This is a genomic window from Cryptosporangium sp. NPDC048952, from assembly GCF_043197895.1.
GTDB lineage: Bacteria > Actinomycetota > Actinomycetes > Mycobacteriales > Cryptosporangiaceae > Cryptosporangium.
On record NZ_JBICTY010000006.1, the window covers coordinates 465,175 to 490,518 of the forward strand.

Annotated in this window: 20 protein-coding genes and 1 pseudogene; 8 read left to right on the forward strand and 13 right to left on the reverse strand. The window is 68.5% G+C overall.

Features of this window, described 5'->3' with window-relative positions; translation table 11 throughout:
* Positions 1-73: 73 nt before the first annotated feature.
* The 7 genes from ACGFY5_RS32590 to ACGFY5_RS32620 all read right to left on the reverse strand — a co-directional run bounded on the left by ACGFY5_RS32590 (position 74) and on the right by ACGFY5_RS32620 (position 8,336).
* Positions 74-1,123 (reverse strand): DUF4272 domain-containing protein, encoded by a 1,050-nt coding sequence (locus ACGFY5_RS32590; protein ID WP_392725966.1) that lies wholly within the window; start codon positions 1,121-1,123, stop codon positions 74-76.
* Between the two features lie 35 nt (positions 1,124-1,158).
* Positions 1,159-2,442, reverse strand: a complete 1,284-nt coding sequence (locus ACGFY5_RS32595) for a thymidine phosphorylase (RefSeq protein ID WP_392725968.1) — start codon at positions 2,440-2,442, stop codon at positions 1,159-1,161.
* Positions 2,443-2,535: 93 nt separating this feature from the next.
* Positions 2,536-2,928: a cytidine deaminase gene (locus ACGFY5_RS32600; protein ID WP_392725971.1), complete on the reverse strand. Its 393-nt coding sequence runs from the start codon at positions 2,926-2,928 to the stop codon at positions 2,536-2,538.
* On the reverse strand, positions 2,925-4,388 hold the full coding sequence (locus ACGFY5_RS32605) for an ABC transporter permease (RefSeq protein WP_392725974.1): 1,464 nt from the start codon (positions 4,386-4,388) through the stop codon (positions 2,925-2,927). The genes ACGFY5_RS32600 and ACGFY5_RS32605 overlap by 4 nt, the downstream gene beginning before the upstream one ends.
* Positions 4,385-5,671, reverse strand: coding sequence for an ABC transporter permease (locus ACGFY5_RS32610; RefSeq protein ID WP_392725976.1), 1,287 nt, complete (start codon positions 5,669-5,671; stop codon positions 4,385-4,387). The genes ACGFY5_RS32605 and ACGFY5_RS32610 overlap by 4 nt, the downstream gene beginning before the upstream one ends.
* Positions 5,668-7,191 carry an ABC transporter ATP-binding protein gene (locus tag ACGFY5_RS32615; RefSeq protein ID WP_392726377.1) on the reverse strand — a complete coding sequence of 508 codons (1,524 nt, stop codon included), beginning with the start codon at positions 7,189-7,191 and terminating at the stop codon, positions 5,668-5,670. The genes ACGFY5_RS32610 and ACGFY5_RS32615 overlap by 4 nt, the downstream gene beginning before the upstream one ends.
* Positions 7,192-7,283: 92 nt before the next feature.
* Positions 7,284-8,336 carry a BMP family protein gene (locus ACGFY5_RS32620; protein ID WP_392725979.1) on the reverse strand — a complete coding sequence of 351 codons (1,053 nt, stop codon included), beginning with the start codon at positions 8,334-8,336 and terminating at the stop codon, positions 7,284-7,286.
* A gap of 457 nt (positions 8,337-8,793) precedes the next feature.
* On the opposite strand from ACGFY5_RS32620, the gene sdhC reads away from it, so the two are divergent.
* From sdhC to ACGFY5_RS32640, 4 genes are read left to right on the forward strand one after another with little or no spacing between them, the layout of a single operon-like run.
* A complete protein-coding gene (gene sdhC, locus ACGFY5_RS32625) occupies positions 8,794-9,204 on the forward strand; it encodes a succinate dehydrogenase, cytochrome b556 subunit (RefSeq protein ID WP_392725981.1) in 411 nt (136 codons plus the stop codon).
* Between the two features lie 2 nt (positions 9,205-9,206).
* Positions 9,207-9,614: a succinate dehydrogenase hydrophobic membrane anchor subunit gene (locus tag ACGFY5_RS32630; protein WP_392725983.1), complete on the forward strand. Its 408-nt coding sequence runs from the start codon at positions 9,207-9,209 to the stop codon at positions 9,612-9,614.
* A gap of 13 nt (positions 9,615-9,627) precedes the next feature.
* Positions 9,628-11,370, forward strand: coding sequence for a succinate dehydrogenase flavoprotein subunit (sdhA, locus tag ACGFY5_RS32635; protein WP_392725984.1), 1,743 nt, complete (start codon positions 9,628-9,630; stop codon positions 11,368-11,370).
* A complete protein-coding gene (locus tag ACGFY5_RS32640; protein ID WP_392725986.1) occupies positions 11,370-12,158 on the forward strand; it encodes a succinate dehydrogenase iron-sulfur subunit in 789 nt (262 codons plus the stop codon). The genes sdhA and ACGFY5_RS32640 overlap by 1 nt, the downstream gene beginning before the upstream one ends.
* An 8-nt stretch (positions 12,159-12,166) precedes the next feature.
* Here the strand turns inward: ACGFY5_RS32640 and ACGFY5_RS32645 are convergent, their stop codons facing one another.
* Positions 12,167-12,430, reverse strand: coding sequence for an SCO4848 family membrane protein (locus ACGFY5_RS32645; protein WP_392725988.1), 264 nt, complete (start codon positions 12,428-12,430; stop codon positions 12,167-12,169).
* Between the two features lie 94 nt (positions 12,431-12,524).
* Between ACGFY5_RS32645 and ACGFY5_RS32650 the strand changes: the two genes are divergently transcribed.
* Both ACGFY5_RS32650 and ACGFY5_RS32655 read left to right on the forward strand, forming a co-directional pair.
* Positions 12,525-13,514, forward strand: a complete 990-nt coding sequence (locus ACGFY5_RS32650) for a hypothetical protein (RefSeq protein WP_392725991.1) — start codon at positions 12,525-12,527, stop codon at positions 13,512-13,514.
* Positions 13,515-13,563: 49 nt separating this feature from the next.
* Positions 13,564-14,982, forward strand: a complete 1,419-nt coding sequence (locus ACGFY5_RS32655) for a D-alanyl-D-alanine carboxypeptidase family protein (RefSeq protein WP_392725994.1) — start codon at positions 13,564-13,566, stop codon at positions 14,980-14,982.
* 76 nt (positions 14,983-15,058) lie between these two features.
* Here the strand turns inward: ACGFY5_RS32655 and ACGFY5_RS32660 are convergent.
* The 3 genes and pseudogenes from ACGFY5_RS32660 to trpS all read right to left on the reverse strand — a co-directional run.
* A pseudogene (locus ACGFY5_RS32660) lies at positions 15,059-15,916 on the reverse strand (YihY/virulence factor BrkB family protein); the annotation flags it as partial.
* Between the two features lie 19 nt (positions 15,917-15,935).
* A complete protein-coding gene (locus ACGFY5_RS32665; RefSeq protein ID WP_392725997.1) occupies positions 15,936-16,451 on the reverse strand; it encodes a 2'-5' RNA ligase family protein in 516 nt (171 codons plus the stop codon).
* Positions 16,448-17,461 (reverse strand): tryptophan--tRNA ligase, encoded by a 1,014-nt coding sequence (trpS, locus tag ACGFY5_RS32670; RefSeq protein WP_392725999.1) that lies wholly within the window; start codon positions 17,459-17,461, stop codon positions 16,448-16,450. Before trpS ends, ACGFY5_RS32665 begins: the two co-directional genes overlap by 4 nt.
* Positions 17,462-17,552: 91 nt before the next feature.
* Between trpS and galE the strand changes: the two genes are divergently transcribed.
* Together galE and ACGFY5_RS32680 are read left to right on the forward strand one after the other, a co-directional pair.
* On the forward strand, positions 17,553-18,527 hold the full coding sequence (gene galE, locus ACGFY5_RS32675) for a UDP-glucose 4-epimerase GalE (protein ID WP_392726002.1): 975 nt from the start codon (positions 17,553-17,555) through the stop codon (positions 18,525-18,527).
* Positions 18,528-18,642: 115 nt separating this feature from the next.
* Positions 18,643-19,740, forward strand: coding sequence for a glycoside hydrolase family 6 protein (locus ACGFY5_RS32680; protein WP_392726005.1), 1,098 nt, complete (start codon positions 18,643-18,645; stop codon positions 19,738-19,740).
* A 253-nt stretch (positions 19,741-19,993) separates the two neighbouring features.
* On the opposite strand, the gene ACGFY5_RS32685 is transcribed toward ACGFY5_RS32680, so the two are convergent.
* Complete coding sequence (locus tag ACGFY5_RS32685) at positions 19,994-21,928, reverse strand: galactose oxidase-like domain-containing protein (protein ID WP_392726006.1); 1,935 nt, start codon at positions 21,926-21,928, stop codon at positions 19,994-19,996.
* Positions 21,925-24,357 (reverse strand): glycosyltransferase family 2 protein, encoded by a 2,433-nt coding sequence (locus tag ACGFY5_RS32690; RefSeq protein WP_392726008.1) that lies wholly within the window; start codon positions 24,355-24,357, stop codon positions 21,925-21,927. Before ACGFY5_RS32690 ends, ACGFY5_RS32685 begins: the two co-directional genes overlap by 4 nt.
* Positions 24,358-25,344 lie beyond the last annotated feature (987 nt).

The following is a 25,344-nucleotide window of genomic DNA, read 5'->3' on the forward strand; positions in this document are numbered from 1 at the left end:
GGCACGAGGTCCCCAGGAGCATCCCGCACCGCTTTGCCACTCTAGAGAGGCAAGGTCACACTTCGGAGGGTTTTCAACTGGCCAGATCAACCTCATCCCAGCGTGGCGGGGCCTGATGGTAGGGGCCGCGGAACGTCACGGCCCATTCCAGCGCCCACCGTCGCTGGCCGATCACGTAGGGTAGCGTCACGCCGGGTGAGGGCTCGTCGTTCATGAGTGCCTGGACGTGGCCCCAGTCGAGGCAGTAGTGCAGGTCCAGCAGAGCCGCCACCTCCGCGGCCGGCCGTGGGCGCACGCCTGCCCGCCGCTGCCACTCCGCGAACGGTTCGCCGGACCCGATGTCGGGCAGCCAGGCCGCCAGGCCCTCGCCGCAGTACCGACCGGGGTCGAGGTCCTCCCCCACGCCGAGCACCCAGGCGAAGGCCCAGAGCGCTTCGACGTGCAGCCCGTAGAGGTCGCCGGAGCCCTTGCGCTCGGACAGGAACGCCCACTCCGGTTCGGTGACGTCGTCGACCAGGCCGTTGCGCTCCAGCCAGCCGCAGGTGAGCTCGCCCGGGGCGCCGAAAACGCCGGCGAGGACCGCGTTCAGTACCGCGCACCGTCCGAGGATCTCGGCGGTCGGGCGCAACGCGACCGCGTCGCCGGGCTCCCAGACGAGCGGATATCCGTCGGGCGGTGGCGGGAAGCCGAGTTCGGCCAGGTCGGCCAGCGTCCCGTTCCGGATCATCACCGGGTCGGGCGCGGGCGTCGCCTGCCCCTCCTCGGGCGCCGGCTCCGGCTCGCCCCCGGCCCGGCGCCGCGCCGCGGCCCGCCCCCGCGCCCCTTCCGTGAGCAGAGGCGCCGCCACCGGCGGCGCGACGATCGGCGCCGCAACGCCCGGCACCCCAGAGCCCGGCACCGCAGAACCCGGCACCACAGAACCCGGCACCGCAGAACCCGGCACCGCAGAACCCGGCACCGCAGAACCCGGCACCGCAGAACCCGGCTTCGCGGGGCCGGGCGTCGCGGGGGCGCCCGCGATCGGCGGTCGCGGGCCGGGACGCTCGCTCCCCGCCGCCGGCGGCGGAGGCGCGAGATCGGGTGGGGAGACCAGGCCGACGTCCGGGTCGGGATCGTTCGCCATGGTCACCCCCGTCCGGGGCGGCGCGGGGGCACGGCTCAACCGCCGATCCGGCCGAGCACGAGCGGCCCGGTCTGCACGGCGGTGCCCGCCGGGCCCACGACCAGACCACCCGAGAGCGCATCCAACGCAGCCGGGATCCGATCGGCGTCCTCGGTGCGCAGTTCCAGGATCGGGTCGCCGGCGGCAACCGTGTCACCCTCCCGGCGGTGCAGCAGGATCCCCGCCGACGCCGAGACGGCGTCCTCCTTGCGCGCACGCCCGGCACCCAACCGCCACGCCGCGACGCCCACCGCGAACGCGTCCAACCGGGTCACGACCCCGGCCTGCTCGGCCCGTACGACCTCGGTGACCGGCGCGGTCGGCAGCGGCGCGGACGGATCGCCGCCCTGCGCGCTGATCATCGCGCGCCACACGTCCATCGCCTTGCCCGACGCCAGCACCTCGGCCGGGTCGACGTCCAACCCCGCCGCGGCCACCATCTCGCGGGCCAGCGCGATCGTGAGCTCGATGACGTCGGCCGGCCCACCCCCGGCCAGCACCGCGACGCTCTCCTCGACCTCGACGGCGTGCCCGACCGCGTAACCGAGCGGCGTGTTCATCGCGGTCAACAGCGCGACGGTCTTCACCCCGCGGTCCGTGCCGATCGCGACCATCGTCTCGGCCAGCTCACGGGCCTGCGCTTCGGTCTTCATGAAAGCGCCGGTACCCACCTTGACGTCGAGTACGAGCGCCGACGCACCTTCGGCGAGCTTCTTGCTCATGATCGACGACGCGATCAGCGGAATCGACTCGACGGTGCCGGTGACGTCACGCAGCGCGTACAGCTTCCGGTCGGCCGGCGCGAGCGTGTCGTTCGCGGCGCAGACCACGGCGCCGACGGACTCCAGCTGCGCCAGGTACTCCGCCGTGCTCAACCGGGCCCGCCACCCCGGGATCGACTCGAGCTTGTCGAGCGTGCCACCGGTGTGGCCGAGCCCGCGGCCCGACAGCTGCGGTACCGCCGCACCGCACGCGGCCACCAGTGGGGCCAGCGGCAGCGTGATCTTGTCGCCGACGCCCCCGGTGGAGTGCTTGTCGACGGTGGGGCGCGGAACGGCGCTCAGATCCATCTGCTCGCCGCTGTCGATCATCGCCGCGGTCCAGCGGGCGATCTCACGCCGCTCCATCCCGCGCAGCAGGATCGCCATCGCGAGCGCCGCCATCTGCTCCTCGGCGACCCGTCCGTGGGTGTAGGCGTCGACCACCCAGTCGATCTGAGCATCGGTGAGGGCCGCGCCGTCGCGCTTCGCCCGAATCACATCGACTGCCGTGAAGTGCACGCCTACCTCCGCTCACGTACCCGACCCACGATCGTACGCGCGAGTTGTCGCCCGATTTCAGCCCAGGAGTGTCACGCCACGTCTAGACGGCGTTCACCGGGTCACGAGGTCCTCCGGCCCGAACGCGTCGGGCAGAACCTCACGCATCGGTTTGACGCCCGACACCGTGTCGAGCAGGCAGTCCGGGCCGCCGAACTCCCACAGGAGCTGGCGGCACCGCCCGCACGGCATCAACCGGTTACCGGACCGGTCGACGCACGCCACCGCGACCAGACGGCCCCCACCGGTGGCCGCCAGCGCCGACACCATGCCGCACTCGGCGCACAGCCCGAGCCCGTACGACGCGTTCTCCACGTTGCACCCGACGACGATGCGCCCGTCGTCGACCAGCCCGGCGACGCCGACCGGGAACTTGGAGTACGGCGCATACGCCTTCTCCATCGCGGCCGTGGCCTCCGCCCGCAGCCTGTCCCAGTCGATCGTCATGAGCCCTCACCACGTCTGTACGGCAGGCCGTCGGCGGCGGGCATGCGCAGGCGCTGGGTGGCGAACGCCAGCACGAGCAGCGTGGCGATGTTCGGTGTGACGCCGACGAACTGGTTGGGCACTTCGAACCCGGTCAGCGTCAGGACGCCGAGCACCACCGCGGTCGGTAGATAGAGCGTCAGCGGGCCGGCTTCGGTGCTCCGACCCAACCGGACGCCGAGGTACCCGATCGCACCTGCGACGAGGATGCCGAGCGTCACGATGCCGGTCGTGCCCCACCCGTCGGCGGCCGACACTCCCAGCGCGACGAAACCCGCGAACACGCCGACGGCCACGAGCCAGACGGCGCTGGGCGAGAGCCGGCGCACCAGGCCGCTCGGCCCGTCGGTCTGGTAGATCCGCCACATCTGACGGATCGCCAGGTAGATGAGCGCGACAGCGGCGAACGCGAGCAGCGCCGGCACCGACGAGTTGTCCGACCGCAGACGCAGCGCGTCGGTGTAGCCGAACAGGAGCGCGCCGGCGAACGTGCCGCCGGGCGTCCAGTTGCCGAAGATCATCGCGGCGAGGCCGATGAAGCCGCGCCCACCGGTCTGGCCCTCCAGGTACGTGCCGCTGGAGACCGTCACCAGGTAGACGCCACCGAGGCCGGCGAACGCACCGGAGATCACGACCGCGAGGAACTTCGTGCGGTAGACGTTGACGCCGAGCGTCTCGGCCGCGGTGGGGTTCTCGCCGCAGGAGCGCAGGCGCAGGCCGAAGCTGGTGCGCCACAGGATCAGCCAGCTCAGCGGCACCAGGGCGATCGCGAGCACGGTGAGGGGTGAGAGTCCGACGAACACGCCCCGCAGGATGCCCGCGAGGTCCGACAGAATCACCCAGTGCTTGCCCTCGAGCGTGCCGAGCGGGCCGTCGATGCCGGGGATCGACCAGGTGCCCATCTGGTCGATCGGCGGCGACTGCCGCTCGCTGGCTTCCGGTTTGCCTTCGAAGAACACCTTGCCCAGGACGCCGCCGACGCCGAGCGCGAGGATGTTGATCGCGACGCCGGAGACGATCTGGTCGACCGCGAACACGACGGTGGCGATCGCGTGCAGGGCGCCGACGACGGCGCCGGCGATCAGGCCGACCACGACGCCGCTCCACGGCCCCCACTGGTAGCCGGCCCAGGCGCCGAACAGCGTGCCGACGATGAGCATGCCTTCGAGGCCGATGTTCGTGACGCCCGCGCGCTCGGTCCACACACCACCGAGGCCGGCCAGGCCGATCGGCACCGCGAGCTGCAGTGCGGCGCGGATCGCACCCGCTGACGTGAGGTCGTCGGCGCCCAGCAGCGCCCGGACGACGAAGAACGCGATCACGACCGCGGCCAGGACGTAGTAGAGCCGTACCCGGCTCACCCGGGACGTCCGCCCCGGCTCCGCCGGCGCCGGAGCGGTCCCCGCATCGATGAGACTCATCGCCCCTCCTCCCGCTCGTCATCAGGCTTGTCCGAAGACTTGTCCAAGCGCTCCGCGGTTGGAGGTGCGCCGACCGCCGCCGGCTCCGGGGACTCGGTCGAGAGGTCTTGGCCGGAGGCCAGTTGGCGGGCCACCTGGCGCGCTTCCTGCGCCTTGGTCCAGCGGTTGACCACGACGTACGCGATGACGACGCAGAACACGATCAGCGCCTGCACGATCGACGCGACCTTGTCCGACGTGTCGTTCGGCGGATCCAGGATCGCCAGCGACCGGGTCGTGACGTCGACCCAGCCCCACAGCAGCGCGGCCAACCCCATCCCGATCGGGTTGTTGCGCCCGAGCAGCGCCACCGCGATACCGGTGAACCCGATCCCGCTGGGGAAGTTCAGCGAGTAGTTGTGCCCGCGACCTTCGAGCAGCTCGGGCATGCCGATCAGGCCGGCGACCGCGCCGGAGAGCAGCATGCTGATCAGGATCATCTTCTTCGTGCTCACACCGCTGGCCACCGCCGCGCTCGGCGACGACCCCGTCGCCCGCAGGTCGAACCCGAACCGCGTGCGGTCGACCAGGATCGCGTACAGGACCCCGAGCAGGATCGCGACGATCAGGAAGCCGTAGACCTCCTTGGAGGCCGGCAGTTTGGGGTTGCGCACCGTGTCGGAGTCGAGCAGCCCGGAGCTGCTCAGCGCCTCGATGATCGGTCGCGCGACCGGGTCGAGCGACGGGAACCAGCCCGACTCCGGGATCGGCTTGGTGCCGACGTCGTTACCGCCGCCGGACAGCACGCCGAGGATGCCGTCACGCAGCAGGAATGCGATCACCGCGGTGGCGATCGCGTTCAACATGATCGTCGAGAGCACCTCGCTGACGCCCCGCGTCACCTTGAGGACGGCTGCGATACCGGCCCACGCCGCGCCGACCGCCATGCCGACGATCAGGATCAGGCCGATGTGCAGCGGCCCGGGCAGCGCGACCGCGCCACCCACCGCGGCGGCCAGGAACGCCGCCAGGCGGTACTGGCCGTCGACGCCGATGTTGAACAGGTTCATCCGGAACCCGATCGCGACCGCGAGCGCAGCGATGTACAGGAACGTCGCCCGGTTGACGATGTCGACGATGTTCGCGGGCCGCTTGCCCGACTGCACCATCGCGTCCAGGACGACGCCCGGCTCCTTGCCGAGCGCGATCAGCAGCACGGTGACCAGCAGCGAGGCCAGCACCAGCGCGAGGACCGGCGCAGCCAGCACCAGCCCGATGCGGCGCAGCCGCAACGCGAGGGTCATGCCGCTTCTCCCGCTCCGGTCATCGCCGCACCGAGTTCCTCGGGCGTCACGTTGTGGGGGTCGACCTGGGCGACGATGCGCCCGCGCAGGATCACGTAGAGGGTGTCGGACATACCGATCAGTTCGTCGAGGTCGGCGGAGATCAGGAGCGTCGCGAGTCCGGCGGCGCGGGCCCGGCGCAACTCGTCCCAGATCGCCGCCTGGGCGCCGACGTCGACGCCGCGGGTGGGGTGGGCCGCGATCAGCGCTTTCGGCTCGTGGCTCATCTCCCGGCCGATGATCAGCTTCTGCTGGTTACCGCCGGAGAGCGACGAGGCCGTGACGTCGACGCTGGGCGTGCGGACGTCGTACTCGCGGACGATGCGCTCGGTGTCGTCCCGGGCGCCCTTGCGGTCGACGAACGGCCCGCGGGCGTTCGGCTTCTGCGTCTGGTGGCCAAGGATGCGGTTCTCCCAGAGCGGCGCGTCCAGCAGCAGGCCGTGGCGGTGCCGGTCCTCCGGGATGTAGCCGATGCCGGCCTCGCGGCGCTGGCGGGTGCCCCAGGCGCTGATGTCCTGCTCGCCGAGCCGCACCACACCGGTGGACTCACGCATGCCCATGATCGCCTCGACCAGTTCGGCCTGGCCGTTGCCCTCGACGCCGGCCAGTCCGACGACCTCGCCGGCGTGCAGCGTGAGGTCGACGCCGTCGACGACGGGACGACCGGTAGCGGTCAGCACGGTCAGCTTCTCCGTGGTCAACACGGGCCGATCGGTGACGGTGGACCCGCGCAGTTCCGGCTCGGGTAGCTCGCTGCCGACCATGAGCTGGGCCAGGTCGCGTGCGGTGACCTCGGTCGGGAGGACGGTGCGGACGGTGGTGCCGCGGCGGATGACAGTGATCCGGTCGGCGACCGCACGCACCTCGTCGAGCTTGTGGGAGATGAACAGCACCGTCAGGCCCTCGGCCTTGAGCTCGCGGAGGTTGCCGAACAGCTCGTCGACCTCCTGCGGCACGAGCACGGCGGTCGGCTCGTCGAGGATGAGGATCCGGGCGCCGCGGTAGAGCACCTTGAGGATCTCGACGCGCTGCCGGTCCCCGACGCCGAGCTCCTCGACGAGCGCGTCCGGGTCGACGTCGAGGTGGTACGACGCCGCGAGCTCTTGCACCTTCGTGCGGGCGCGCCGCCGGTCGAGGAAACCGAACCGGGTGGGCTCGCTGCCGAGCACGATGTTCTCGAGCACGGTGAGGTTGTCGGCCAGCATGAAGTGCTGGTGCACCATGCCGACGCCGGCCTTGATCGCATCCGACGGTGAGGAGAACGTGATCGGCGTCCCGTCGATCACGATCTCGCCCTCGTCGGGCTTGTGCAGGCCGTACAGGGTCTTCATCAGCGTCGACTTGCCGGCGCCGTTCTCCCCGACGATCGCGTGCACTTCACCGCGGTTCGCCGAGAGGTTGACGTCGGAGTTGGCGACGACGCCGGGAAAGCGCTTGGTGATGCCACGCAATTCGACGGCGGGGGCGGGCGTCTCGGAGATGGCCGTCTCCTGTTCTGGGTCGTGCGGGGTTGCCGAAACATGACCCGGCCGGTCCCACCCCCGATTCGGGGATGGGACCGGCCGGGAGGAGATCACAGCTTGTCGGGCACCGTGACCGTGCCGGCGATGATGTCGGCCTTGAACTTGTCGATCTGCGTCGCGTACGTCTTGAACTGCTCGTTGTTGATGACGTAACCGACGCCGTTCTCCTTGAGACCCAGGACGGTGTTACCGGCCTTGAACTGGTCTCCCTCGACCGACTTGATGAAGTCGTAAACAGCAGTGTCGACGCCCTTGAGCGCGGAACCGATGATGTACGGCTTCACCGCGGCGGCCGCGGTCTGGAACTGGTCGGAGTCGGTACCGATGGCCCACTTCTTGCCGGCCGCAGCCGCCTCGAAGACACCGTTGTTCGACAGACCGGCGGCGGCGTAGATGACGTCCGCGCCCCGCTCGTAGAGACCGGTGGCGGCCACCTTGCCCTTGTCGGGGGCAGCGAAGCCGCTGAAGTCCGGCGGCTGCGAGATGTAGGTGGAGAGCACCTTGGTGCCCGGCTTGGCAGCCTCGGCGCCGGCCTTGAAGCCCGCCTCGAACTTCTGGATCAGCGGGTTGTTGACGCCGCCGACGAAGCCCACGGTGCCGGTCTTGCTGCCCAGCGCCGCGAGGGCACCGACGAGGAACGCGCTCTCGTTCTCCTTGAACGTGTACGAGGACACGTTCTCGGCGGTGACGCTGTTGTCGTCGATGATCTCGAACTTGGTGTCCGGGTAGTCCGGCGCGACGGCCTTCAGGGCGTTCGCGTACGCGAAGCCGACCGCGACGATCGTGTTGTAGCCGGCGTCGGCGAGCTCCTTGAGCCGCGCCTCCTTGTCGGCGTCGACCTCGCCGTCCTTGGCTGCAAGCTCCTTGTTCTCGAGCTTGAACTCCTTGGCGGCCTTGTCGAAGCCGGCCGCAGCGGCGTCGTTGAAGGACTTGTCGCCCCGCCCGCCGATGTCGTAGGCGAGCCCGATCTTCAGCGTCTGGGCGGAGGCGGACGAGTCGGAGCTCGTCGAGTCACCGTCGTCGTCGCTCCCGCCGCAGGCGGTGAGCGCCATAGCCAAGACCGCGGCCATCGCCGCGAATTTCATCCCACGCGGGTAGCGCAAGACAGTCTCCTTCCCCTGTGCACAAGGCCCCGGTCTGCATCCGTAGGTGCAGAACAGAGGGAGCGTAGGCGCAGGTAGACGTGGATTGAAGTGGAGCGGGCAGTCGTCACCGGAACGTGACTGAACTGCGATCACCGCAGCGGGACCTTAACGGGCGTTACGTAACCGCCTGATGAAACAGATGTTCCATTCGCGTCACCTGGCAAGAGTTGCCCGACCAAGCGGTCGATTTCGGGGAATTCGGTGCGCCTGAACTTGATCGTTTCGGTGGGTGTATCCCATGTGAGAGTGGCCACTCACCTGGTCTGACACATCACACCCTCATAGGGGTGTCCGGATCCTGGGAATAGCATGCGAAGACGCGGGTGTGTCTGATTCCTGTCACAGCCGTGCCTGCCCGGGAGCAGTCAGCACACTGTTTCCGGTCTCCACCTTTCACCACGGAGGCGTGTGTCGGATGCCCAGCGCCGCACCCACCGCCCGCCGCCTTCCGGCGGGCACGCTCTACCGGGGTCGTGAGGGGATGTGGTCGTGGGTCGCCCATCGGGTGACCGGCGTCCTGATCTTCTTCTTCCTCTTCGTCCACGTACTCGACACCGCTCTGATCCGGGTGTCTCCGGACGCCTACAACGACGTCATCGCGTCGTACAAGCACCCGATCATGAGCGTGATGGAGCTCGGCCTGACGGCCGCGATCGCGTTCCACGCCCTGAACGGGATCCGGATCGTGCTGGTCGACTTCTGGTCGAAGGGCACCAAGTACCAGGCCGTGATGCTGCGGGTGATCGTCGTGCTGTGGGTGGCCCTGCTGGTGCCCAGCGCGTACTACCTGCTCAAGCACGCGTTCCTCGAAGTGTTCGGGAGCTGAGAATGAGCCTTCAGATCGAGGCACCCCGCTCCCCGCGCCGCCAGCGGGCGGCCAACCGCACGAACTTCGAGATGTACGCCTGGGTGTTCATGCGCCTGTCGGGCCTGCTGCTCGTCGTCCTGGTCTTCACGCACCTGTTCGTCAACGCGTTCATCGACGGCGGTGTGCAGCGGATCAGCTTCGCGTTCGTGGCCGGCAAGTACGCCAGCCCGTTCTGGCAGGTGTTCGACCTGGCGCTGCTCTGGCTCGCGCAGCTGCACGGCACCAACGGCCTGCGCGTGATCATCAACGACTACGCCGAACGCGACGGCACCCGGTTCTGGCTGAAGATGCTGCTCTACGTGACGACGACGCTGATCATCGCGCTCGGCACGCTGGTCATCTTCACGTTCGACCCGAACCTCAGCTGACCAGGAGACCGACATGCAGTTTCACCGGTACGACACGGTCATCGTCGGGGCGGGCGGTGCCGGTATGCGCGCCGCACTGGAATCCGGCCAGCGTTGCCGCACGGCCGTCCTGACCAAGCTCTACCCCACCCGCTCCCACACCGGCGCGGCGCAGGGCGGCATGTGTGCCGCGCTGGCCAACGTCGAGGAGGACAACTGGGAGTGGCACACCTTCGACACGATCAAGGGCGGCGACTACCTGGTCGACCAGGACGCCGCCGAGATCATGGCGAAGGAAGCCATCGACGCGGTCCTCGACCTCGAGAAGATGGGGCTGCCGTTCAACCGCACCCCCGAGGGCCGTATCGACCAGCGTCGGTTCGGCGGGCACACCCGTAACCACGGCGAGGCCGCCGTGCGCCGGGCCTGCTACGCGGCCGACCGCACCGGCCACATGATCCTGCAGACGCTTTACCAGCAGTGCGTCAAGCACGGGATCGAGTTCTACAACGAGTTCTACGTCCTCGACGTCGTGATGACCGAGACCCCCGATGGTCCGGTCTGCACCGGCGCTGTCGCGTACGAGCTCGCCACCGGCGAGATCCACGTCTTCCACGCCAAGGCGGTCGTGTTCGCCACCGGTGGCTTCGGCAAGGTCTTCAAGACGACGTCGAACGCGCACACGCTCACCGGCGACGGCATGGGCATCGTCTGGCGCAAGGGCCTCCCGCTGGAGGACATGGAGTTCTACCAGTTCCACCCGACCGGCCTGGCCGGCCTGGGCATCCTGCTCACCGAGGGCGCGCGTGCCGAGGGCGGCATCCTGCGCAACGACGCCGGCGAGCGGTTCATGGAGCGGTACGCGCCGACGATCAAGGACCTCGCGCCGCGCGACATCGTCGCCCGCGCGATGGCCACCGAGGTCCGCGAGGGACGCGGCGCCGGTCCGCACAAGGACTACGTCTACCTCGACCTCACGCACCTGCCGCCGGAGCAGCTGGACGCCAAGCTGCCCGACATCACCGAGTTCGCACGGACGTACCTGGGCGTCGAGCCCTACACCGACCCGGTGCCGGTGTACCCGACCGCGCACTACGCGATGGGCGGCATCCCCACCAACATCCACGGTGAGGCGCTGCGCGACTCCGAGCACGTCATCCCCGGCCTGTACGCCGCGGGTGAGGTGGCCTGCGTGTCGGTGCACGGCGCGAACCGGCTGGGCACGAACTCGCTGCTCGACATCAACGTGTTCGGACGCCGCGCCGGGATCTCGGCCGCCGAGTACGCGCTGGCGCACGAGCACGTGGAGATGCCGGCCGACCCGGAGAAGGTCGTCATCGAGCTCGTCGAGGGCCTGCGGAGCTCCACCGGCGAGGAGCGGGTGGCCGACATCCGCCGCGAACTGCAGAACACGATGGACCTCAACGCGGCCGTGTACCGCACCGAGGGCTCGCTGAAGCAGGCGCTGGACGACATCGCCGGACTCAAGGAGCGCTACGCCCGGATCTCGGTCATGGACAAGGGTCAGCGGTACAACTCCGACCTGCTGGAGGCCGTCGAGCTCGGCTTCCTGCTCGACCTGGCCGAGGTGCTCGTCTACTGCGCGGAGGCCCGCAAGGAGTCGCGCGGCGGTCACTCCCGTGAGGACTACACCACCCGGGACGACGAGAACTACATGAAGCACACGATGGCGTACCGGCAGCCGAACGGTGACATCAAGCTCGGCACCAAGCCCGTCGTCGTCACCCGCTACCAGCCGATGGAGCGCAAGTACTGATGGCTTCCACGATGGAGATCACCCGCGAAGCGACCGACGAAGAGCTGGTCGAGAAGACCGTCTCGGGCACGGTCATCCGTACCGTCAACCTCAAGATCCGGCGGTACAACCCGGAGACCGACGCCGAGCCGCACTGGGAGACCTACGAGGTTCCGGTCACCCCCGGCGACCGGCTGCTCAACTCGCTCGGGCACGTCAAGGGTTATACGGACGGCACGCTGACGTACCGCCGGTCGTGCGCGCACGGCATCTGCGGTTCCGACGCGATGCGCATCAACGGCGTCAACCGACTGGCGTGCAAGGTTCTGCTCAAGGACCTCCTGACCAAGGACGGCGAAGAGGTCACGATCGAGCCCATCAAGGGCCTGCCGGTCCTCAAGGACCTGATCGTCGACATGGAGCCGTTCTTCGCCGCCTACCGCGCGGTGCAGCCGTTCCTGATCTCGTACGGCAACGAGCCGACGAAGGAGCGCCTGCAGTCGGCGGAGGACCGGGCCCGGTTCGACGACACGACCAAGTGCATCCTGTGCGCGGCGTGCACCAGCTCGTGCCCGGTGTTCTGGAACGACGGCCAGTACTTCGGACCGGCCGCGATCGTGAACGCGCACCGGTTCATCTTCGACTCGCGTGACGAGGGGTCGGAGGAGCGGCTGGAGATCCTCAACGACGCCGAGGGTGTCTGGCGCTGCCGGACGACGTTCAACTGCACTGACGCGTGCCCCCGCGGCATCGAGGTCACCAAGGCCATCCAGGAAGTGAAGCGCGCCTTGTTGTTCCGCCGCGTCTGACGTTCACTTTACGACGGAAGCCCCGCCTCTTCGTGTTCACGGCGGGGCTTCCGCGTTTTCCGGAGGCCCTGCACGCCGAGGAACGCGATCACGGTGCCGATCACGAGGGCCGTCACTATGAGTACGGCGTGCACGATGAGGAACGACGTCGGCGTGTCGCCGCTCCAGGCGCGTGGATCGTCCCAAATCGCTTTGGCGAAGCGCGGCCAGATCAGCCAGTTCCACCCACCGGCTACCAAAAGGAATGCTGCCCAGCGACGAGATAGGACCACGCCGTTCAGTATGCACGGCTACTCTGGGTTTGCCCCGTGGCCTTCTGAGGTACTGGCCCGGGAGGTATCCGAAGTCGACCCGGAGGCGCGTATCGTGTCCGAGCCACTGTCGGGTGATGCCGTGCCCTCCGACCCGGAGAAGGTCCACACCGAGGCTGAACTCGAGGCGTTAGCCGAGATCATGCCGTCGGTCGACGACACTCTGGAGACGGCGGCGGACGCATCGTCCTGGCCCCGCGAGATCATCGAGCCGGAGACTGAGCTCATCGAGCCGGAGGCTGCACCCTCCGCGCAGATCTCCCCACCCCGCACCGAATCCGCCCGGCAGGGCGCGGCCACCGCCACGGCGACCAGAGCCGCAGCCGCCTCCAGCATCCGCAACGGCGGAACAGTGAGACGCCCCTCCAACGGCGCGACCGTCCGCTGGACGCCGATCGAGGCCGTCGCGGACGAGTACGACGACATCCAACGCCTCGCGAGCCGCGGTTACCGCTGCCTCGGCGTCATCGGCAACGCCTCCCACCTGCGCGGCTCCGGCGGCCACACACCCTGGTGCTCCGAGGGCTTCGGCGGCCGCGCGTGCAAGTTCGGCAAGGTGTACGCGATCGACATCGAGGCCCCGAACATGTCGGGGCTGGAGCGCTGGCTGATCCCGCGACTGCGCAACGGCGCGTACAAGTGGGTCTTCTACCTGAACATCAACGGCCACCAGTACACCCGCAACGACTCGTTCCGCGGTACGTACTCGTCGTCCGACCACCATTTGCATCTGTCCGGCCTCGCCGGTCACGAGTCCGACAACTCGTCGATCGTGCGGGACTGGGAAAACTTTCGGACCAGCGGAGGAGAAGACATGGCCCAGGTGCCGCAGGCGCAGTGGGATCGCGTGCGCAAGCAGCTCGACTCGATCGACGACACGGTCCACGGCGGCAAGGGTGGCGCGTACCGCGAGTCCATCCTGCGCAAGGACCACTCCGACCAGGTCACCGAGCTGAAGGAATACGTCGACCAACGGTTCGACGCGATCGAGAAGAAGCTCGACGCGTTACTGGAGAGCACCTCCACCACGCCACCGGTGGTCTGAGGCAGCGGGTTGCCGGGCGACGCGCCCGGGTCCGGGTAGCGTTCGCCCGGTGAAGCCGGTTCGACTCGCAGCAGCGGCGCTCGCGTTGGTGTGCTCCGTCAGTTTTCCCGGAGTACGACCGGCGGCCGCGGCCGACGATCCGCCCTGCCCGATCGCCAAGCCGTCGCCGCCGGTCAGCGCACCGCCGCGGCCCACGCCGCCGGACCGGGAGAACTCCGACGACCCGGTCGGCGGCGAGCGGATGGGCAGCTCCGGCCTGGTGCTGCCCGACGGTGCCACCGCCGCGCTCCCGAAGACCCTGAACGCCCACTCCTGGGTACTGGCCGACCTCGATAGCGGCGAGGTGCTGGCGACGTGCTCCCCGCACGCGCTGCACCAGCCGGCGAGCACGCTCAAGCTGCTGACCGCACTGACCGTGCTGCCCCGGGTGAAGCCGCAGCAGGTCGTCACTGTCACCTCCGGCGACCTCGCGTTCGAGTCCGGCAGCTCGGCGGTCGGGCTGGTCGAGGGTGGCCGGTACAAGGTAGATACGGTCCTGCTCGGGCTGATGCTCGTCTCCGGCAACGACGCGGCGAACGTGCTGGCGCGGCTGGCCGGCGGCGAGAACGGCGTCAAGGGCGGGCTGGCCGCGATGAACGAGACCGCGGAGAAACTCGGTGCGAAGGACACCCGCGCGGCGACGCCGTCCGGGCTGGACGGGCCCGGCCAGTGGACCAGCGCCTACGACCTGGCGCTGATCGCGAAGGCCGACTTCGCCCGCCCCGACTTCCGCCGGTACACCGCGGCGAAGTCCGCGCAGATCCCCGGCCAGAAACCGAACGTGCAGCCGCCGCGCACGTACGCCGGGTTCCAGATCCAGAACGACAACAAACTGCTCTACAACTACGACGGCGCGATCGGCGGCAAGACCGGCTACACCGACACCGCCCGGCACACGTACATGGGCGCGGCCAGCCGCAACGGTCGGCGTCTGGTCGTGACGATGCTGGACGGCGAGCACCGGCCGCAGCCGCTCTGGCAGCAGGCAGCCGGGCTGCTCGACTGGGGCTTCGCGCTGCCGTCGGGCACCGAGCCGGTGGGCCGGCTGGTCGACGGCGCCGACGAGGCCGCGTCCGCCGGACCGTCGAGGCCTCCCGGCGCGGCCAGCACGGACGCCGTGGTGCCCGGCGGAACCGCGGACGGGCCGTCGGCGTACTTCGTCGGCGTCGGGGTGACCGGCGTCAGCCTGCTGGTGCTCGGCGTCGGGCTGCTCAGGGCCCGGCAGGTGCGCGCCCGGGCACGGCGACGTCGGTCGGCGCGGATGCCGCATCCGGTCGGTCCGGGTGGGCCGCCGCGGACTCAGCGTCACGAGCCGGATCGAGGCCCGTCCGGTCCCCGGCAGCGACCGGCCGGCCGTCCTCCGCAGCGATATAGCTCACCTTCTCCTCGGCGGCCGACGGATCCACGTCGGCAGGAGGGGTCTCGATGACCGCGATCACCTCGACGCACTCTCCGTCCGCCGGCGGGGCGACGCGGTCGATCACCTGACCGCCGCGCTGCGCGGTGGCGGTGAGCGCGGCGCAGTAGAGCAGCAGCTGGTCGAACAGGTTCAGGAACACCAGCAGGCCAACGGTGCCCGCCACCAGCGTGTAGGCGGGGTTCGACTCGGTCATGTTGATGTAGACGCGACCGACGGTCTTGAGCAGCTCGAGCCCGATGGCCCCGAGCAACGCGGGGCCGATGACCCGGCGGAACGACATCCGCAGCCGCGGCAGTCCGGCCAGGAAACCGACGAACGCCACCACGTTGACGACCAGCCCGGCGATGAACGCCAGAATGCTCAACGTGGTCTTGCCGGCGACCTCGCCGTCCTGCCCGGCGGCGCCGAGCAGCCACTCCGCGCCGCTGGAGAGCACGACCGTGACGCCGACCGAGAACAGCAGCGCCGCACCGAGCAGGATCAGCGCGACCAGGTCGTTGATCGTGCGCAGGAACCAGTTGCTCGGGAACTCGTTGCGCCGCCAGACCGCACGCACCGAGCTGCGCACGCAGTCCACCCAGCGCTGTCCGGCGAACAGGAAGCCGATCACGCCGATGACACCGGCCGTGTTCCGGGCGTCCGCGATCGCGGTCACCGGCAGTCCCGGCACGTTCTGCAGCAGGAACTGCTCGACCTGCTGCGTGAGCACGGCATCGTCGGAGAGCAGGAACCCGAGGACGGAGAACGACAGCAACCCCAGCGGGAACGCGGCGAGGAACGCGTAATAAGTGGTCGCCGCTGCCAGGCGGCCGCCGTTGACCTGGTCGAAGCGCACGGCGGCGCGAATCATCGTGTCGAACCAGCGATGGCGCTGCCGGGCACGGCGGACCGGCCCGACGATCCGGGCCGGTATCCCGGGAAACGCGACGAACCGATCGGCCATGCCGCGCCCCCTCGCCCCCTTACGTGGTGAAGGGGAAATCCTGCTGCGGGCGCCATCGCCCGTCGACGCCGTGCTCGAACAACGTAAATCCGGATACCCGGAATCGCGCTTCGAAATGCGCGAGCTGGGCGTAGACGCGGTCCAGGGTCTCGTCGTCGAGGTCGTGCGCGACGGTCACGTGCGGGTGGTACGGGTAGAGGCGCTCACGGTCGAGCGGCCCCGTGCGGATGTCCTTCTCCAACATCTCGCACTCGCTGATGCCGCTCGCGACGGCCACGAACACCACCGCGGTGATCGGGCGGAACGTTCCACTCCCCCGCAGGTGCAGGTCGAACGACGTGTGCCGGGTGGCCGCCACACGCAGGTGCTCGACGACGCCCGGCAGCTCCTCGTCGGCGAGCGGCGTCGGACCGAGCAGCGTGACGTGCGCGGGGATGAACGCGGCCATCGGATCACCGGCGCCCCGCCGGAAACCGTCCAGCTGCCCGCCGAAGGGAGCGGGGATCGGGAGCGCTACTCCGATGGTGCGGGTCACGGGGCCGCCGGGAGGAATCCGATGCGGTCGTAGGCCGCGGCGAGCGTCGCGCCGGCGATCTCCCGGGCCTTCCCCGCCCCGATCGCGAGCACGCGGTCGAGCTCGGCCGGGTCGTCGAGGTAGCCCTGCGTCGCCTTCTGGATCGGTGCGACGAAGTCGGCGACCACCGCGCCGAGGTCCTTTTTGAGGTCGCCGTAGCCCTTGCCCTCGTAGGCGCTCGTCAGCTCGTCGATCGTCCGGCCGGAAAGCGCGGAGTAGATCGTCAGCAGGTTGCTGACGCCCGGCTTGTTTTCCGGGTCGTACACGATTTCGCGACCGGTGTCGGTGACCGCGGACCGGATCTTCTTCGCGGTGCGGTTCGGCTCGTCGAGCAGGTCGATGATGCCGGCCGGCGAGGATGCCGACTTGCTCATCTTCGCCGTCGGGTCCTGCAGGTCGTAGATCTTCGCGGTCTCTTTGACGATGTACGGCTTCGGCACCGTGAACACCGGACCGAACGTCTTGTTGAAGCGCTGTGAGAGGTCACGGGAGAGCTCGACGTGCTGCCGCTGGTCCTCGCCGACCGGAACCGCGTCGGCCTGGTAGAGCACGATGTCGGCGACCTGCAGGATCGGGTACGTGAACAGGCCGACGCTCGACCGGTCGACGCCGCCCTTCGCGGACTTGTCCTTGAACTGGGTCATCCGGCTGGCCTCACCGAACCCGGTGATGCAGCTGAACACCCAGGCGAGCTGCGCGTGCTCCGGCACGTGGCTCTGCACGAACAGGGTGGACTGCTCCGGGTCGATGCCGACCGCGAGCAGCTGCGCGGCGCTCACCCGGGTGCGACGCCGGAGCGTCTCCGGGTCGTGACCCGCGGTGATCGCGTGCAGGTCGACCACGCAGTAGAAGCAGTCGTGGGTCTGCTGCATCGACACCCAGTTGCGCAGCGCCCCGAGGTAGTTGCCGAGATGGAACGAGTCGCTGGTGGGCTGAATGCCGGACAGCACCCGGGGACGTGTCTCACCCATACCGAGCATTCTGTCAGGGATGACCGCGCGGATGCTTCCCAGGCCGGATCGATACGATCTGTAACAGCCGGGGCAGCAACGAGGAGCTGAGATGAAACTGCTGGTGACGGGCGGCGCGGGCTATATCGGCGGGGTGGTGGTGCGGCTACTGGCCGATGCCGGGCACGACGTCACGGTGCTCGACGACCTCTCCACCGGTCACGCCGACGTGATTCCGGACGGGGTGACTCTGCACGAAATGTCAGTGCACGATGTCGCTTCGGTCCTGACGCCCGATTCCGGGTTCGAGGGCGTGCTCCACTTCGCGGCGAAGATCGCTGCCGGTGAGTCGGTCCAATTTCCGGAGCGGCACTACCACACGAACGTCATCGGCTCGCTCGCGTTGCTCGACGCGGTGCGGGCGGCCCGAGTGCCGCGGATGGTGTTCAGCTCGACGGCCGCTGTGTACGGCAACCCGCAGGAGGTGCCGATCACCGAGGATGCGGTGAAGGCACCGACCAATCCCTACGGCTGGACGAAGCTCTCGGTCGACGCCGCGATCGGCGCCGAGTGCACCGCGCACGGACTCGGCGCGATCAGCCTGCGGTACTTCAACGTCGCCGGCGCGTACATCCCCGCGTCGGGTGGGGCGCTCGGTGAGCGTCACGACCCCGAGACCCACCTGATCCCGATCGCGCTCGACGTCGCGGCCGGGAAGCGGGAGAACCTCCAGATCTTCGGCGACGACTACCCGACGCCCGACGGAACCTGCGTCCGCGACTACATCCACGTGGCCGACCTGGCGGCCGCGCACCTGCTGGCACTCGACGCGATCGAGCCGTCGCGGCACCGGGTCTACAACCTGGGTAACGGCAACGGCTTCAGCAACCAGCAGGTCGTGGAAGTCGTGCGGGAGGTCACCGGGCGGCCGGTGCCGGTCGAGATGGCGGCGCGCCGTCCCGGAGACCCGGCCGAGCTGGTCGCCTCCAGCGCGCGGGCCGCGAGCGAACTCGGTTGGGTGCCGCAACGTCCTGATTTGCACTCGATCGTCGCGGACGCCTGGACGTTCTACCAATCGCGCGAATGATCTGAACTTTTCCGTTACCCACGCACGTGTGGGAGCGGTGGTCGGTGCACAGAACGGCTGGCATCGGACCTGTACGGTCAGGCGGGAGTCAATGGGACAGGGCGGGAACCTCGAAGTGGAAGACCAGGCTGCACCTCCGGTAACTGCGGCCCCTCGGCATCGCCGGCCCAAACGGATCGGCACACCGCTGATCATCGGTCTCGCGGTCGTCGTCGCGCTCGTGGCCTGCGGTCTGACGGTCATGCTGACCTCGGGTGGCTCCGATGACGAGCCGCTGACGTCGAAGCCCACTGCCAAGACCGATCCGGACAACCCGTTGTCGGGTCAGAAGTTCTACGTCAACCCGGCGAACCCGGCGGCGCAGAACATCGAGCAGCTCAAGGCCGACGGGAACGCCGACGACGCGAAGCAGCTGGACAAGATCGCGTCCCGTCCGGTCGCGACCTGGCTCGCGGCGGGGTCCGGCGGCACGACCGACGAGGTCAAGGCACTCGTCACCGCAGCCGATCAGGCCAAGCAGACCGCTGTGATGACGGTGTACAACGTGCCGCACCGCGACTGCGGGCAGTACTCGTCCGGTGGGGCGAACGACGCGGACAGCTACAAGGCCTACATCGACGAGATCGCTGCGGGGCTGACGGGCCACAACGGCGTCATCATTCTCGAGCCGGACGCGATCGCGCACACGCTCGACAACTGCATCTCCGACGAGGGGTCGATCGCCGAGCGATACGAGCTGCTGGCGTACGCGATCACGACGCTGAAGGCGAATCCGAAGGCGCACGTGTACGTGGATGCCGGGAACGCGTCGTGGATCAAGGACTTCTCGCGGATGGTGGAGGCCTTGAAGAAGGTCGGCGTCAACAAGGCCGACGGGTTCGCGTTGAACGTGTCGAACTTCGAGACGACGGACGCGAGTGTCGAGTACGGGAACAAGTTGTCCGAAGCGCTGGAGGGCGAGCACTTCGTGATCGACACCAGCCGCAACGGCAACGGGCCGTACACCGAGACGTCGGACGATCTGAAGTGGTGCAACCCGCCGGGGCGGGCGCTCGGTACGCCGCCCACCAGTGACACCGGTATCCCCGGGGTGGATGCGTTTCTCTGGGTGAAGCAGCCCGGGGATTCGGACGGCGCCTGCCGCGACGGAGCACCTCAAGCCGGCCAGTGGTGGACCGAGTATGCCTTGGAGCTAGCCAAGGCCTCTGCGTAACCCTGAACCCCGTTTACGAGCCCCGAAAGCCCCGGCCTTAGGCCGGGGCTTTCGCGTTACCGGCCAGCCTGTAGCGGTCCCGTTCATACGTGCAGGAGCTCGCCTGAACGGGGCCGCACGGGGTCCGGGCCCGGAAGCGGTCCCGTCTTGCCAGGCCCTGGCCCGCCCGAACGGGACCGCTCCGGGCGCGGGCGGGAACAACGAACGGCGGGCCACCCCCCGCTGGGGGTGGCCCGCCGTTGAAGAGCGGGGCTTACTGCACCTGGACCCACTTGGCTTCGGACGGGGTTCCGTCCGCGTTGGTCACGAAGAGCATGTACCAACCCGACGGCACCAAACCGCGCTCCTTCGGGATCGTCACCCCGATCCCGTCAGCGGTCTTCGACACGTCCAACGCGATCGAACGCTGCTCGACGTCAGTGGAGTGCGTGACCGTGCTCGGCCGCATCAACCGAGCGGTAGCGACGTTCCCCGCGTCCGGCGTCGCGAACGTGTACGCCTTCCCACGCTGCACCGACTTCGGCCCGTCGGTGATCGACGGCCGCTCCCCGTGGTACAGGTACGCCGGCGTGAAGATCTCGATCCGCTTCTCGAACGTGCCCGGGTTCTTGTCGGACTTGTCGTACAGCGGGTCGGACCCCAGCGTGATGACCCGCCCGTCCGGCAGCAGCATCGACTCGGAGTGGTAGTTCCGCCCGACGGTCGGGTCCGCCGCCTTCGTGAACTTGTTCGTGTCGGGGTGGTAGATCTGCGCGGTCAGGTGATCGCTGTTGCCTTTACCGCGGTACCCCGACGACCCGTGCCCGGTGTAGAGCGTGTCGTCCGGAAGCAGCACCGTGCCCAGGTAGCGCGTCGGCGCCGGCAGGTCCGGCCCCGGCGTGAACGTCGGCGTGGCTTCCTTCAAGTCGATGATGTCGGTGCGAGCCGTCGACTTCGGGTCCTCACCGACGCCACCACCACCGAGCACCATGACCTTCTGGTCCTGCGCCGGCGCGAGCAGCACCGAAGCGCTGGTCTCGTTCATCTCCGGCTGACGCAGCCCGGACACCTTCGTGAACTTGTTCGTCTTCAGGTCCCAGACGCCCGGGTCACGGCCCTGCTTGTCCGAGCCGTACCCCGCGTTCGATCCCGAGTAGAACAACTTCTCGTTCTGCATCAGGAACACCGACGGGTACGTCGGGAAGTACCGGTTGAGCTTGGGCTGGAACTCCCACTTCTTCGTGGTCTCGTTGTAGACCTCGGTCTTGCCGGTGTCGATCCGGCCGAACTGGTCCAGGCCCGAGAGCGCCAGCACCTTGTTGTCGGCGGTGGGGATCAGCGTCGGGTACCACCGCGGCTCGTTGAGGTTGCCGACCCGCTCGTACTTCTCGGTGAACGGGTTGAACTCGTAGGAGTACTCCGCGCCGGTGTACTCCTGCTTCTCCATCGTGAGCTTCTCGGCGATGCCGTACATCGTGGTCTTGTCGTCGCCGGTCAGACCCTCGATGTCGAACTGCGTCGGCTTCGGGATGACCGAACCCTTGCCCTTGTCGACGGCCTCGATCCAGACCTCGACCTCGCTCGGCGTCACCGTCGTGTCGGCGTGCACGCTGACCTTCTTCGCGGCCGGCACCTTCACGTCCGACGTGAGCTTGTACTTCACGCCGGTCTTCGACGTGACGATCGTGCCCTTGTCGAGCTCGGTCGTGCCGCTGTCCGGGGACTCCTGCTTGATCTTCAGGACGCCCGCGGCGTGCGTGACCTTGTTCTCGAGCAGCTCGTACTTCTTCGTGCCGCCGGCGACCAGCAGGTTCCCGTTCGTCAGGAAGCTGTGCCCGGCACAGAAGATGTCGGTCGGCGTCGTGACGATCTTGAAGTGGTTCGTCTTCGGGTCCCAGATCAGGGTCTTGAACGTGCCGGCCTTGAACTGGTCTTCCTTGTTGCCCGAGCCCGCGATGATCAGCACCTTGCCCGTGGGCAGCAGGGCCGCGTGGATCGCGTTGACCTGGAAGTTGGACGGCACGGGAAGCATGTCCCAGTGCCCGAACTCGGACTTGTACGAGTCCCGGTTGATCTGGAACTGGTGGTACTGCTCCTGGCCGAAGGCAACCATCGGCCGGTTCACGATCGCGAGGACCGCGATCACTCCGGCTGACGTCACGAGCGTGACCAAACGGCGGCCCAGGGAAGGCTTTTTCCGGGGACTCATGCAGCTGTCTCCAGGTGCGGGTTGCGTGCGGACTGCGGACGGGCGGCGGCGGCCTTACGTGCCTGACGGCGACGCAGCGGGGTCTCGTAACGCCAGATGATCACGGGCAGCAGGCAGACGAAGCAGTTCAGCAACGGCCAGATCCAAAGCGGACCCCACGCATGCCCCAACGGAATCGAAACGATGACCAGGCCAGCGAAGAACGCGGCCCAGCCGAGGTGGAGGCTGAACGTCCGGAAGCGGTCGGGGCTCGCCGAGTCGCCCTTGGGCGTGACGACGAAACCACTCTTCCGGCCCAGCAGGGCACCGACGAACGACGAGACGTAGATCGGCGCCGACATCGTGGACATCAGCATGCCCACCGCGCCGGACGAACCGGCGCTCTCGTGCGGGCTCACGTTGTGCCGCCGGTTCCAGAGGTACAACCCGACCTGGAGCACCGCGGCGTCCACGTAGAGCATCAACCAGACCTGCAGCGGAACCTGCACGCCCTTCGTACCCAGGATGACCGAGAGAGCACAGGTGGCCGCGCCGAGCATCCAGGCGACCGCGGTCAGCGGGTAGAAGGACATCAACAACATGTAGTGCAGCATCCGACGCGGGCCGAGTTTCCAGCCGCGCTTCCAGAACGAGCGCATCAGCACCTCGTCGGTGCCGCGCGACCAGCGGTGCTGCTGGGTGAAGAAGTCGGTCCAGGACGCCGGGCCCTCGCCGACCGCGAGAACGTCGGGCGTGTAGACCGAGCGCCACTTCTTGCCGGTCGCCGGGTTCTTCGTAGTGTGGGCGACGATGCTCGTCGCCATGTCCTCGGTGATCGAGTCCTGCAGGCCGCGGATCGACAGCAGCGCGTCGATGCGGACCGCGTTGTTCGTGCCGACCAGCATGGGGATACCCAGCCGGTTGCCGGCCCGCTGGAGCACCGAGTGGAACAGGTACTGCTGCGACTCGGCCCACCGCGTCACGAAGTTGTCGTAGTTGCCGTAGACCTGGGGCCCGATCACGAAGCCGACGCTCGGGTCGCGGAAGTACCCCAGCATGCGCTCGCAGTAGTTCGGCAGCGGCGCGTGGTCGGGGTCGACCGACACGAACGCGTCGTACTCGCGGGCGTGGCTGATGATCCAGGCGTTGTAGTTGCCGTGCTTGGTACGCGCCTTGTGCGGGCCGTGCTTGGTGTTCCACTGCGGCACGTGGCGTCGGGTGAAGTGGCGGACTCCGAGCTCGGCGCACATCGCCTTGACCTCGTCGTCGTCACCCTCGTCGAGCAGCCAGACGTCGAACGGACCGTCGTGGCGGATGCGCTTCGCGGCGATCAGCGTCCGCCGGACGACGTCCACCGGCTCACGGCCCGGAACGATCGTGGTGAGGAACGCGACCCGCATGCCCGACGGCGGAGCGACCGGGATCGGGTCCCGGACGCTCAGCGTCATGATGCACAGCGTCAGGACGTTGATCAGGCGGAAGAGCTCGACCAGCGCCGTGCAGACGATCACGAAGATCGTCGCGGCGTAGAGCGCCTGGTGACCTTCGATCACCGGCATCTTGCCCGCGATCAACAGCCAGGCGAAGAACGTCACTTCGACGACGAGCGCGAGCAGCGTGACCATGGCCGTGCGGAACGGACGGCGGCGGAACAGCCGGCGCATCTGCACCTTGTACTCGCCCTGCGGCGCGGCCTGGATCGGGCCGGCCAGCGTGCTGTAGCCCTCGTAGTCGTAGGTCTCACGGGGGCCGTGAATGCGCTCGATGCCGAACTGGCCGGTCTTGTCCAGTTCGAACGCTGCGTCCAGGCCCGTCTCGGGGACCTCTTCGCGGGCGTCCGGACGGGAGAAGACCGGAACCGTCGCGCGGCCGATCGCGACCATGCGCGGGGCCGGGCCGAACGGCTCGTGGACGATGTCGAGCAGCGCCGTCTCTTCCTGACTCGGCGCTGGCATCGGCGGAGCGTCGATGAAGATCGGGCGGATGTACTCGCCGCTGTCCTCGTAGCCGTGGCCGCCGCGGGACGCGGGCTGCCGGTACTGGCTGTCGGGCTGCGGGCGCGTGTCGTACTGCTGCGGCGGCGGGCCGCTCGGCTGCGGCGGCGCCTGACGCGGCGGCTGCTGCTGGTGTGGCGGCTGCTGTTGCGGCGGCTGCTGCTGCTGCGGCGGCGCCGACTGCGGGCGGGCCGTGCCGTAGGCGGAGGGCTGGTCGTAACCCTGCTCGTAGCCGCGCTGGTCGTAGTTCTGGTCGTACCCGGGCGGGGATAAGTAGCCCTGGTCGGCGTCCGGCTCGGGGCGGGCGACCGGAATCCGGGCGCGGCCCGAAGCCTCGTTGGACGGCCCGGCCCAGTCACGGGGCTCCGGCGGAGGCGGAACCGAGGCACGACCCGGCTGGGCCGGCACGGACGCGCGGCCACGGCCGTCGTCCTCGCGACCCGCGGGCGGCGGCATCGGAACGCTCGCGCGCCCGGACGAACCCGGTACCGACGCCGCCCCGCTGACGGGGGCGCCGCTGACGGAGGCGGCGCCACTGACAGAGGCAGAGCCACTCACCGACGCGCGACCGGACGCCTCGGGCTGCCTGCCCCCGGCGTCGTTCCGGTCCTCGGCGCGATCGGAACCGCCCGCCGATCCCTCGGAATCGGCGGCCGGGCGCGCCGAGGGGACGCGCACCCGGCCTACTGCCGAGTTTTGGGCTTGTGACGAGTCATCTTCGCTCGCCGCAGCCCGGTTCGGCGCGGTCATTGCAGCCCTCCTCCGACAGGGGCGAACCCCTGACTGACACGGACGTGGAAATTTCCGGTGTGGCGATGGGTGACGATGGCCGACCGCTCCGTCAGCGGGCTGTGGGTCTCGGATGTAACGGCCACGGCGTTATTCACGCACCGTGACTCGGCAGGTCCCCTCCATGCCGTCCATCCGAGGATTGCCCTACATTGCACGCATCTACCTTTATGTCCATCTTGCTCATCTTGACGCGGCGACCCCTAAACGGTGCCTCCGAAGGACCGATCATAGGCAACATGCGCACTCTCATGTGAAGGTGCGGTCAAAACTTCATGTCGCTTTGTCAATCACCGACCAGAGCGTATAGTAATTTCGGAAAAGTAGCCCGAAGTCCGTTTGGTCGGACGCCCGCATTCGGTTGAACTCGCAACGATCGGCCGATACGCCAGTTGAGTCGGGATTGTCCAGAAGAACTTATGTCCGTCTTTGGGTGTTCTGTAAAAGTTCTCAGGAACAGTCTCTCCCCTAGGCTGCTTCAGCGTTGTCAACCTTGCGACGGAATCGCCGCCGCCTAGAGTGTCAGAAACCTGACATCGAGAAAACGCCGGGGCTCCGTAACACTCGCCACGATTTTCTCGGGACAGTCGCCAGAAACATCCATCCGTATCCCATAAATAACGCAGAGTTAATTTTCTGGGAAAGCGCAAAAGG

Bases quoted from the DNA above. Each gene is read 5' to 3' on its own strand.
- ACGFY5_RS32590 (WP_392725966.1), bottom strand. From the start codon at position 1,123: ATGGCGAACGATCCCGACCCGGACGTCGGCCTGGTCTCCCCACCCGAT.
- ACGFY5_RS32600 (WP_392725971.1), bottom strand. From the start codon at position 2,928: ATGACGATCGACTGGGACAGGCTGCGGGCGGAGGCCACGGCCGCGATG.
- ACGFY5_RS32605 (WP_392725974.1), bottom strand. From the start codon at position 4,388: ATGAGTCTCATCGATGCGGGGACCGCTCCGGCGCCGGCGGAGCCGGGG.
- ACGFY5_RS32610 (WP_392725976.1), bottom strand. From the start codon at position 5,671: ATGACCCTCGCGTTGCGGCTGCGCCGCATCGGGCTGGTGCTGGCTGCG.
- sdhC (WP_392725981.1), top strand. From the start codon at position 8,794: ATGCCCAGCGCCGCACCCACCGCCCGCCGCCTTCCGGCGGGCACGCTC.
- ACGFY5_RS32630 (WP_392725983.1), top strand. From the start codon at position 9,207: ATGAGCCTTCAGATCGAGGCACCCCGCTCCCCGCGCCGCCAGCGGGCG.
- sdhA (WP_392725984.1), top strand. From the start codon at position 9,628: ATGCAGTTTCACCGGTACGACACGGTCATCGTCGGGGCGGGCGGTGCC.
- ACGFY5_RS32640 (WP_392725986.1), top strand. From the start codon at position 11,370: ATGGCTTCCACGATGGAGATCACCCGCGAAGCGACCGACGAAGAGCTG.
- trpS (WP_392725999.1), bottom strand. From the start codon at position 17,461: ATGGGTGAGACACGTCCCCGGGTGCTGTCCGGCATTCAGCCCACCAGC.
- galE (WP_392726002.1), top strand. From the start codon at position 17,553: ATGAAACTGCTGGTGACGGGCGGCGCGGGCTATATCGGCGGGGTGGTG.
- ACGFY5_RS32685 (WP_392726006.1), bottom strand. From the start codon at position 21,928: ATGAGTCCCCGGAAAAAGCCTTCCCTGGGCCGCCGTTTGGTCACGCTC.
- ACGFY5_RS32690 (WP_392726008.1), bottom strand. From the start codon at position 24,357: ATGCCGCCGCCCGCGGGTCGCGAGGACGACGGCCGTGGCCGCGCGTCC.